The following is a 2,992-nucleotide window of genomic DNA, read 5'->3' as shown; positions in this document are numbered from 1 at the left end:
CCGAGCGTATCGCGATAAAGAGCCGTCGCCTTTTCAAGATCGGGTACGACGATTGCCACGTGGTTGAGCTTGCCGATCATGGTTCCCCCTTTGGTCTTGCTGATTGCCGGCTGCCATAGCCGGACAGGCCACACCTATAGCCGAACCAGATGGACTTCGGTGAGCGGCTTTTTGCCCTGTGTCGCATTGAAGCTGCGGCGAACGGCGATGCGTGCCGTCTGACGGACCGCTTCGTCGTCGAGCCTTGACTGGACGGGCAGCTCCTCGACCGCCTTCCGGACGGCGAAGCCGACCTCAGACAGGATCTCCCCAGCCTCCGGCCCCTCGATCAGCCCCATCACCGTCACTTGGGGCTGAGTAACGAGCGCGCCCTCCGCGTCGATGACGAGCGTGGCGACGGCCGCACCGTTATACATCATCCGGTGGCGCCCGCGCATGACTGCGGCATCCAGCGGGACTATCCGCTTACCGTCGAGAGCCAGCCTGCCATGCTGCACCTGCCCGACGATCTCGGCAGGTCCGGGGGCCAGCCTTATGATCGATCCGTTCTCCGGGATAATGGTATCCGGAACCTGACAGGACCGGGCAATACGGGCGTGCTCCGTCTGGTGGCGAATTTCGCCATGGATCGGAACCGCAAGCTTAGGCCGTACCCACTGATACATCCGTATCAGCTCGTCTTGTGCCGGATGTCCGGAAACGTGGACGAAAGCGTCGTCGGCCGTGACGACCTCGACCCCTTGGGCAATCAGCAGGTTCTGTACGCGTGCAATCGCCCGCTCGTTGCCTGGGATCTCCCGAGAGGAAAAAATGACCGTATCGCCCCTCTCCAGCACGATCTCGGGATGATCGTCGGCCGCGATCCGTGCCAGAGCGGAGCGTGGCTCGCCCTGGCTGCCGGTACAGATCAGAACAGCCTTTTCCCGCGGCAGGTACCCGGCATCGTGTTCGGTCAGGAAAGGCGCCGCATCCTTCAGGTAGCCGTTCGCTCGGGCCGCCTCATTGATGCGCCAGAGGGAACGACCTACCAATGCCACGTTGCGGCCGTTTGCGGCAGCGGCTGCCGCGATGCTGTCCAGCCGGGCGACGTTGGTCGCGAAACAACTGATGGCGACCCTGTTCTCGTACCGTCCGAACAGCCGGACGAGGCTTTCCCGGACGGCAGCCTCGGAACCGGATATACCCGGGACCGTCGCATTGGTGCTGTCGCAGATCATGGCCAAGGCGCCCTCGTCACCCAGCCTGATCAGAGCGGCCTCATCCGTCGGCGCTCCGGTGACGGGAGACGGATCGAGCTTCCAGTCGCCGGTATGGAGTACAGCGCCCAACGGCGTCCGGATGATGAGCGCGCTCGGCTCCGGCACCGAATGGGTCATCCTCACCAGTTCGACGTCGAAAGGCCCGGCCATGAACCGGCCCGAAATCGGCAGTTCGTTGATAACCACCTGCCCCGCCAGGTTCTTCTCGATCAGCTTGGCCCGCAGCACGGAGGCGGTGAACGGCGTCGCATAGATGGGGCAGCGAAGTTGAGGCCAGAGATGTGCTACCGCACCGAGGTGATCCTCGTGGGCGTGGGTGATGACCAATCCCGCCAGATCGTCGCGGCGCTCCGCAACGAACGACGGGTCGGGCATGACCACATCGACGCCGGGCATCGTCTCGTCCCCGAACGATATTCCCAGATCGACCATCAACCACTTGCCGTCATGACCATAGAGGTTCAGGTTCATGCCGATTTCCCCAGAACCTCCAAGTGGTAGAAACCAGAGGTCGCGGGGGCCGGGACGGTGCGGATCCGGGAATGAGTTCATGAAACCATGTTCCGCTTGTGAACGAGCAACAGTCCGCGCAGGGTCAATTCATTGTCGATATGATGAATCATGGATGTGGCTTCGGCAAACTGCGCGCCAAGCCCTCCGGTCACGATAACGGTGACGGGCGGGTCGCCAGTCGGGGACAGCTCGGCCTGTATCCGGGTGAGCAATCCTTCGATCATACTGAGATAACCCCAGAACATCCCCGATTGCATTGCGCCTACGGTCCCGCGTCCGATAACCGTCGCCGGCCGCACGATGTCGACCTTAGGAAGCTGTGCCGCCACACGGTGAAGCGCATCCAGCGCAAGACTGGGCCCGGGCGCGATGATGCCGCCACAGAAGGCCCCATCGGCATCGACCACGTCGAACGTCGTTCCCGTACCGATATCGACGACGACCAGGGGCGACGGATAGATCGAGGTCGCAGCCAGCGCGTTGAGAAGCCGGTCGGCTCCAGCTTCCCGCGGATTGTTGATCCGGATTTCAAGACCGAGATGGACACCCGGCGCGCCGACCCGCATCGGCTCCACGCCGAAATGATCGATACAGAGGCGCTGGAGATTGAAGGTGGCAGCGGGTACGACGCTGGCGAGGATGGCTGCGTCGACATCCTCCCGCTTCAGCCCGCTCATGGTCATCAGGGCGACAAGCCAGACCGCGTATTCGTCCGCAGTCCGGCGACCGTCGGTTGCAATCCGCCACTGGCCCCTCTTGCGATCACCGTCGAAGATGGCGCACACCACATTCGTATTGCCGGCGTCGATCGCAAGCAGCATGGCACTGGCCCCTCGGTCAATCGGTCTGGGAAGGAGTCCCCGGCAGGGAAGATGGGGCCAAATCAGGGAAGAAGACGTCGCCGGCCGTGATCCGCAACCGCTCTCCCGACGGCAAGTCCAGAAGGAGTGCGCCGTCGCCGTCCAGATCCGCGAAGATTCCAGCCAGGGTCCGCTTCTCCAGTCTCACGGTGACCGGTCCGCCGATACCACGAGCCGTCTCTAACCAGCCCTCGCGGATGCGATCGAACCCCTCCTTGAGCCAGATATCGTACCAAGTGCTGAAGGCCTGAAGAAACCGGACAAGAACCGGACCTGGCTGATTTATCCGGCTACCCTCGTTGAATAAGGATGTAGCTGGAAATTCGGCCTCTACCGGATAATGCTGAACGTTGATGCCTA

General features: G+C 62.4%; 4 protein-coding genes. All 4 read right to left on the bottom strand.

Features of this window, described 5'->3' with window-relative positions; all coding sequences use genetic code 11:
- On the bottom strand, nt 1–80 hold an 80-nt coding region (locus AC5JJ6_RS06745; RefSeq protein WP_496041297.1), incomplete at its 3' end, for a VOC family protein.
- A gap of 54 nt (nt 81–134) precedes the next feature.
- A complete protein-coding gene (locus tag AC5JJ6_RS06740; RefSeq protein ID WP_496041296.1) occupies nt 135–1,811 on the bottom strand; it encodes a ribonuclease J in 1,677 nt (558 codons plus the stop codon).
- Complete coding sequence (locus AC5JJ6_RS06735) at nt 1,808–2,593, bottom strand: type III pantothenate kinase (protein ID WP_496041295.1); 786 nt, start codon at nt 2,591–2,593, stop codon at nt 1,808–1,810. Before AC5JJ6_RS06735 ends, AC5JJ6_RS06740 begins: the two co-directional genes overlap by 4 nt.
- A gap of 16 nt (nt 2,594–2,609) precedes the next feature.
- Nucleotides 2,610–2,992 (bottom strand): biotin--[acetyl-CoA-carboxylase] ligase (locus AC5JJ6_RS06730; RefSeq protein ID WP_496041294.1); only part of this gene is annotated, 383 nt, incomplete at its 5' end.

It is taken from the genome of Skermanella sp. (assembly GCF_059503625.1).
Note: the sequence above shows the minus strand (reverse complement) of the source record. Positions and strands in the feature narration are given on the sequence as shown.